The sequence below is a fragment of the Sandarakinorhabdus sp. genome, from assembly GCF_031422795.1.
Classification (GTDB): Bacteria; Pseudomonadota; Alphaproteobacteria; order Sphingomonadales; family Sphingomonadaceae; genus Sandarakinorhabdus.
The window spans coordinates 1-2,192 of the sequence record NZ_JANPML010000339.1; the positions used below are offsets into that span (position 1 = coordinate 1).

Annotated in this window: 4 protein-coding genes; 2 read left to right on the forward strand and 2 right to left on the reverse strand. The window is 65.2% G+C overall.

Features of this window, described 5'->3' with window-relative positions:
• Positions 1 to 7 precede the first annotated feature (7 nt).
• Positions 8 to 163, forward strand: a complete 156-nt coding sequence (locus tag RMO81_RS16215) for a TetR/AcrR family transcriptional regulator C-terminal domain-containing protein (RefSeq protein WP_409049614.1) — start codon at positions 8 to 10, stop codon at positions 161 to 163.
• Here the strand turns inward: RMO81_RS16215 and RMO81_RS12085 are convergent, their stop codons facing one another.
• Complete coding sequence (locus tag RMO81_RS12085; RefSeq protein WP_310476141.1) at positions 164 to 625, reverse strand: Lrp/AsnC family transcriptional regulator; 462 nt, start codon at positions 623 to 625, stop codon at positions 164 to 166. It lies immediately after the preceding gene.
• Positions 626 to 799: 174 nt separating this feature from the next.
• Between RMO81_RS12085 and RMO81_RS12090 the strand changes: the two genes are divergently transcribed.
• A complete protein-coding gene (locus tag RMO81_RS12090; RefSeq protein WP_310476142.1) occupies positions 800 to 1,918 on the forward strand; it encodes a S41 family peptidase in 1,119 nt (372 codons plus the stop codon).
• Here RMO81_RS12090 and RMO81_RS12095 read toward each other — a convergent pair.
• A partial coding sequence (locus tag RMO81_RS12095; RefSeq protein ID WP_310476143.1) for an alpha/beta hydrolase occupies positions 1,919 to 2,192 on the reverse strand: 274 nt, incomplete at its 5' end.

A 2,192-nucleotide genomic window follows, 5' to 3' on the forward strand; every position in this document is an offset into this window, starting at 1 on the left:
CCCGGCGCTGGCCGCCCAGCAATTCAGCGGCCTGTGCCGCGCCGGTGTGGTGGATCGCCACCTGCACGGCCTTGCCGGCCCCGATGCCATCGCCGAAGGACGCTTTGAGGTACGGGCTGCGGCTGAAACCTTCATGGCCGCTTGGGGCCGAGCGCCGGCCTGATCAACCGGCCAGCGGCGCAGCTGTGCTAAATTTCAGCGCCTTCTTCACAAACGCCGTTTCATAGCGGCGCACCACTGCACTGCCGGCCAGATAGCGGTCGGCAAATGCATTGAAGGCGGGCATATCGGCCACGCTGACCAGGAGCATGAAATCGCTGGGGCCGGAGATCTCGAGGCACAATTGCACCTCGGGATGGTTAACCAGTGTCGCCCGCAGCGCGGCCAGCCCCGCCTCTGGGGCATGATCATGCAGTTGCACTGTCACCAGCGCCCGCAAGCGGCGGCCGAGATGCTGTTCCGACAGCACGGCGCGGGTGGCGGCCAGCGTGCCATCGCTGCGCAACCGGCGCACACGGCGGGCAATGGCTGATGGCGACAGCGGCACGGCCGCCGCCAGTTCGTCGGCCGTGGCCAGACCATCCTGCTGGAGCAACCCGAGCAAGCTGCGATCAAATTCATCCATGCTGCAAACCTCTCGCATTACCAGCCCGGTTAGCGCCAAATTTTGGCACACTCAGCACTTTCTTTGCCCGCACAAAGCGTCATCGCCCGACTATATACCTTCCTATCCCCCTGCTATAACGAGGTTCGTTCAAAAATGCCTGCTCACTTTCTCGCTGCCAAAAATTCGCGGGCCTTGCTGTTTACCACGGTCGCCGCATTGCTGTGCGGCACACCCGACAGCGCCACTTCCCAGCCGGCTCAGGCCGCACCGCCCGCTGCGCAAGCCGTGGATGCAGCAGCACTGGTCGAAGGCCTCGCCAGGACGTTGGCTGATTATTTCGTCTTCCCGGATGTGGCCAAGCGCTATGGCGCGGCATTGAAGGCCAAGCTGGCCGCCGGCGCCTATGCGGGTTTCTCTGATCCGGCGGGGTTGGCGGCACGATTGACAGCCGATCTGCAGGCGACGGCCAAGGATGGCCATTTGCGCGTCTTTCCGCCGCGCGTGGGCGGTGCCGGCCCCGCGCATGGTGGCCGCCCGGTGGTGGTCACGGCCGACGGCACGCCGATTCCCGGCGCCAAGCCGCAAGGCGAACCGGCGCGGGTCATGGTGATGCAGCGGCCTCCTGCCATTCCGGCCAGCGGCTGGATCGCCGATGGTGTCGCCTATATCCGGTTTGATGGGTTCCCCGGCGATCCCGAGACGCTGCAGAAAGTCGATGATTTCGTTGCCGCCCATGCCGGCGCCACCACATTGATCATCGATGCCCGCCAGCATCGGGGCGGCGGCTTGGACGAGATGGATCATCTGTTCCCGCAGCTGTTCCGCCAGCGCGCCGATCTGGTGATGATGGACACGCGCGCCGCCGTGGAAGCGGGCGGGATGGGGCCATTGAGCGATGGCAAGACACTGCTGCGCCAACCCTCGTCCAGCGAAGTGGTGCGCCGCCTGCATGTCGTGCTGCCCGCGGCCAAGCCATTGCTGGGCAATGCCCGGGTGTTCCTGCTCACCTCGAAGGCCACGGCTTCGGCCGGCGAGCATCTGGCGCTTGCACTCAAGCGCACGCAGCGCGCCACGCTGATTGGCGAGACCACCTACGGGGCCGGAAATTTCGGCGGCGAGATAGGCCTGCCTGGCGGCTTTAGGGCCTTTGTGCCCGGCGGCCGCAGCCATGATCCCGCCACCGGCGTGGGCTGGGAGGGCACCGGCGTCACCCCCGATGTAAAGGTGCCGGCAGCCGATGCGCTCAACAAGGCGCTGGAATTGGCCGGGGTCATCGCCAGCCAACGCCGCCCCTTGGCCGGAGTCAGTTGATCAGAGGAAGGCCCGCAGTTCAGCGATGAAGCGATCGAACTGATCGTGGTGCAGCCAGTGGCCGGCATTTTCGAAGGTCACCACCCGGGCGGTGGAAAATTGTTCGATGCGGCCATCGTCAACCGGGTTCGACGCCCAGCTTTTTTCGCCATACATCAACAGCGTCGGGCAGGTGATGCGGCTCCACAATTCGGCGACCAGTGCCGGATTGGTGTCGTGCGCCCACGGCAAGTGCAGATAATTGTCGAACTTCCAGCTGTAGCTGCCGTCCTCG

Bases quoted from the DNA above. Each gene is read 5' to 3' on its own strand.
- RMO81_RS12085 (WP_310476141.1), bottom strand. From the start codon at position 625: ATGGATGAATTTGATCGCAGCTTGCTCGGGTTGCTCCAGCAGGATGGT.